Below are 4,474 nucleotides of genomic sequence, written 5' to 3' on the forward strand. Positions count from 1 at the left end.
CCCACAGGCCGATGCTGGCCGCGCTCGCGCGCGCATCGCGAAGCCGGCCGCCGCGGTCGACACCGCGGACGCCCAAGGCGGCGCCCGGGCTCATCAGGCGACCTCCGAGCTGGCTTGGGAGCGACGTGGCGCTGCGCTCATGCCGGCGCCCCTCGAACTTCGCCCCGGCCTTCCGATTCGGGCTCCTCGCCCCCGGCTTCCGGCGGGGCGTTCTGCGCGATGAAATCCTCCGCCGCACCCGGCACCCCGTAGGCGTAGGCCCAGCGGTAGACCACCGGCAGCCGCGGCCCCCAGTTGCCGTGGCCCGGCGGCGTCGTCGGCGTCTGCCATTCGAGCGAGGCGGCACGCCAGGGATTGGCGTCGGCCGGCCGGCCGCGCCAGGCGCTCCACGCGAGATTGACGATGAACAGCAGTTGCCCGACGCCCACGATCAGCGCGATCACGRTGATGAATTCGTTCAGGCTGAACGCCGACGGCGGAATGAACTTGTAGCCGTCGAAGTTGTAGTAGCGCCGCGGCATGCCCAGCACGCCGAGGTAGTGCATCGGGAAGTAGATCAGGTAGGTGCCGATGAAGGTGATCCAGAAATGCAGCTGGCCGAGCCGGTCGTCGAGCATGCGGCCGGTGATCTTCGGGAACCAGTGGTAGATGCCGCCGAACACCACCAGCAGCGGCGCCACGCCCATCACCATGTGGAAGTGCGCCACCACGAAGTAGGTGCCGGACAGGGGAATGTCCACGCTCACGTTGCCCAGGAACAGCCCGGTCAGCCCGCCGATGACGAAGGTGCAGACGAAGGCCAGCGCGAACAGCATCGGCACCGACAGGTGGATGTCGCCGCGCCACAGCGTCAGCAGCCAGTTGTAGACCTTGATCGCCGTGGGCACGGCGATGATCAGCGTGGTGGTCGCGAAGAAGAAGCCGAAGTACGGGTTCATGCCGCTCACGAACATGTGGTGCGCCCAGACCACCACGCTGAGTCCGCCGATGGCGACGATGGCCCACACCATCATGCGGTAGCCGAAGATGCTCTTGCGCGCGTGCACGCTGATCAGGTCGGAGACGATGCCGAAGGCCGGCAGCGCCACGATGTAGACCTCGGGATGGCCGAAAAACCAGAACAGGTGCTGGAACAGCAATGGACTGCCGCCCTTGTAGCCGGTCACCTGCCCCATCGACACCAGCGCCGGCATGAAGAAGCTGGTGCCCAGCGTGCGGTCGAGCAACAGCATCACGCCGCTGACGAACAGCGCCGGAAAACCGAGCAGCGCGAGGATGGTGGCGACGAAAATGCCCCACACCGTGAGCGGCATGCGCAGCAGCGTCATGCCTTCGCAGCGCGCCTGCAGCACGGTGGTCACGTAGTTCAACCCGCCCATCGTCGTCGCCACGATGAAGATGACCAGCGACACCAGCATCAGCACGATGCCGCCCGCATGGCCCGGCGTGCCGGGCAGGATCGACTGCGGCGGGTACAGCGTCCAGCCCGCGCCGGTGGGTCCGCCCTCGACGAAGAAGCTCGCCATCAGGACCACCACCGACAGCAGGTAGACCCAGAAGCTCAGCATGTTGAGGTAGGGGAACACCATGTCGCGCGCCCCCACCATCAGCGGAATCATGTAGTTGCCGAAGCCGCCGAGGAACAGCGCCGTGAGCAGGTAGATGACCATGATCATCCCGTGCATGGTCACGAACTGGTAATAGCGCTCGGCGTTGATGAACTCGAACTGGCCCGGAAAGCCGAGCTGCAGCCGCATCAGGTTGGACAGCACCAGGCCCACCACGCCGACCGCGATCGCGGTGCAGGCGTACTGGACCGCGATCACCTTGTGGTCCTGGCTCCAGACATAGCGGGTCAGGAAACTCTGCGGCGCGTGGTGCTCGGCGTCGGCGTCATGGGCCATGGCGGACCCCGAGGGCGAAGAAGGGTTCATCGCGGAGCCTTCTGTTCGGTGGCAGCCTGCGCCGGCGGGCTGCCCAGACTCTGGATATAGGCCACCAGCGCGGCCAGCTCTTCATCGCTCAGCTCGATCTTGGGCATGACCGGCGGGAAGCCCTTCACGTGGCGGGCCTGTGGATCGCGGATGAAGCTGCGCAGATAGGCTTCGTCGACCAGCGCGGTCGAGCCGTCCGCCATGGTCTCGGTCTTGCCGTGCAGGCCCTTCCAGGTCGGCCCCACGCGCGGGCTGCCGTCGATCGTGTGGCAGGCCACGCAGCCCTTGGCGTCCGCCAGCGCGCGGCCCTGTTCGACGCGTGCGCCGGCGCCGCCGGCCGCCTCGCCGCCGGACGGGGCCTCGGGGGCCTTGGCCTGCGTCCTGGCGAAGGTCGGCAGCGCCACCTGCCAGGCCTTGTAGGCCGCCGGATCCTCCACCACCACGAAGCCGCGCATGTTGGGATGGCCCACGCCGCACAACTGCGCGCAGAGCGCTTCGAAGCGGCCCGCGACGGTCGGCGTGAACCAGAAGCGGCTGACTTGCCCCGGCACCGTGTTCATCCGGGCGCGGAAGGGCGGCACGAAGAAGTCGTGCAGCACGTCGTTCGAGCGCAGCAGCACCAACACCGGCTTGCCGAGCGGCAGGTGCACCTCGTCGGAGGCGATCAGGAGGTCGTCCTGCCCGGCCGGGTCGGCGGGGTCGATGGCGAACGGATTGGTGGCGCTGAAGAAGCGCGCATCGGTCGCGCCCAGCTTGCCGTCCTCGCCCGGGAAGCGAAAGCGCCATTGCCACTGCTGGGCCAGCACCTCCAGCACGAGGGCGTCGCGCGGCTCCCGGACATAGTTCGCGTACACCACGAGGCCGGGCGCCAGCAGCGCCATGATGCCGACGGTGGTGCCGCCGATCAGCCAGCGCTCGAGCTTCTTGTTCTCGGGTTCATGCGCCGCGCGGCGACCGTCGCGATGACGGAAGCGCACCAGCGTGTAGACGACGAACAGGTTGATGGCGACGAAGAAGATGCCCGTGATCACCAGCGTGATGGTCAGGGTGTCGTCCATCTGCTGCCAGTTGGACGCCAGCGGGGTGGTCCACCAAGGATTGAGCCAATGGAACAGCACGGAACCGATCACGATGAGCAGCAGGGCGACAGCCATGATCATGGGCGGCACCTTGACTCGTCATCGTCGTTGCGCGGTTCGTGCGCGCCGCTAGCGGAACGCCGGGACCTGCTGCTCCCCGCCCTCGAACAGGGCTTCGGGATGCGCGGTCCGCATCAGCGTCTCGATGTCCTGCGCGCGCGAGCGCGGCAGGTCCACCATCAGGAGAATCCAGCCCTGCGCCATGGCGCCTTCGAAGCGCTGCAGGCGGGGACTCGGGATCGATATGCCGATCATGCTCGCCGACCACGCGCCGGTCACGCCGCCGAGGACGCCCAGCACCACGRCCAGTTCCCACTCGGGCTCGTCGCCCACGATCGGAAACATCAGCGCGGCGATCAGGCCGATGACGATGCCGCAGGCCGTTCCGACCACCCAGCCGGTCTTGGCCGCGTGAACGAGGTCCGAGGTCTGCCACACGTTCGCCGCATGAAGCCCGGTCATGTCGGCGCCGTCCGCCGCGGCGAAATGAATGCGCGCAACGTCGACGCGCGCCTGCACGAGATCGTGCATCGCTCGCCTGGCGCTCGCCGGGTCCGGCATCAGCCAGAAAGTTCGTCTCCGCATGGGGCCCTCCTTTCCGTCTCGCGACGCAATAAGGAACCATGACCACTTATATGCCCAAGGGACGCCGTTATCAAGTCGGYGGCCGACGAACCTCTTCAACCCAGAGGCAGAAACAGCCGCAGGACGCCCCGGGCCGTCACGAGATCGCCCGGGTCGTGGGTTTCCTCCAGCACGCCGCTCAGGCGGTTCAGGATGCTGTCGCTGCGGCTCGCGCGCCAGACGAGCAGGTCGGCCAGCCACGGGTGGTTGTTGATGCGGTTGGCCTGCTCGTACTCGGCGAAGCGCGGCTTCAGCGCGCTCAACGCGGCTTCGTAGCGTGCGCGCACTCCCGCGTCGTCCCGTCCTTCGTCACGCCCCGCGCCGATCGCTTCAGCGGCGAGCATGCCGGTCTCCAGCGCCTTGCCGATGCCTTCGCCGGTGAAGAAATAGGTGCTTCCCGCAGCCTCGCCCGCCACCAGCAGTCCGGCGCGCGACCAGCGCGCTCCGCCGAGCGAGCAGCGCAGCGGCGCGCCCTTGAGCGGGCCGAGCGGCATGCCGCACGCCATCAGCTCGCGGGCGGGCGGGTGGACGCGCGTGAAGGCATCGAACAGATCGCGCAGGTTCACATCGGCCGGGCCGATGAAGCCGACGCCGACGTTGAACACGCCGCCCGCGCACGGAAAGATCCAGCCGTAGCCGTGCCGCAGCGCGCGATGCCACACCACGTCGAGGTCGGTGACGCGGTCGACCATGGCTTCGTTCTTCACGTAGCCGCGAAGGGCGATGCCGCTCGGCGCGCGCCGCTCGCAGAGGCCCGCGGCGCTCAGAGGCACGGTG

At 68.1% G+C, this 4,474-nt stretch carries 4 protein-coding genes; all 4 read right to left on the bottom strand.

The window, feature by feature from the left end:
- Positions 1-137: 137 nt before the first annotated feature.
- Positions 138-1,904 (bottom strand): cytochrome c oxidase subunit I, encoded by a 1,767-nt coding sequence (ctaD, locus tag AC1D2K_RS30575; RefSeq protein ID WP_478093674.1) that lies wholly within the window; start codon positions 1,902-1,904, stop codon positions 138-140.
- Positions 1,905-1,930: 26 nt separating this feature from the next.
- Entirely contained in the window at positions 1,931-3,094 is a 1,164-nt protein-coding gene (locus AC1D2K_RS30580; RefSeq protein ID WP_478093669.1) for a cytochrome c oxidase subunit II, read from the bottom strand.
- Between the two features lie 48 nt (positions 3,095-3,142).
- The gene (locus AC1D2K_RS30585; RefSeq protein WP_478093671.1) at positions 3,143-3,658 is read right to left on the bottom strand and encodes a DUF1269 domain-containing protein; all 516 of its coding nucleotides are present in this window, start codon (positions 3,656-3,658) and stop codon (positions 3,143-3,145) included.
- 95 nt (positions 3,659-3,753) lie between these two features.
- Positions 3,754-4,474, bottom strand: a 721-nt coding sequence (locus AC1D2K_RS30590) for a geranylgeranyl reductase family protein (RefSeq protein WP_478093672.1), incomplete at its 5' end; no start/stop codon positions are given.

The organism is Variovorax sp. P1_H12_2 (genome assembly GCF_056405335.1).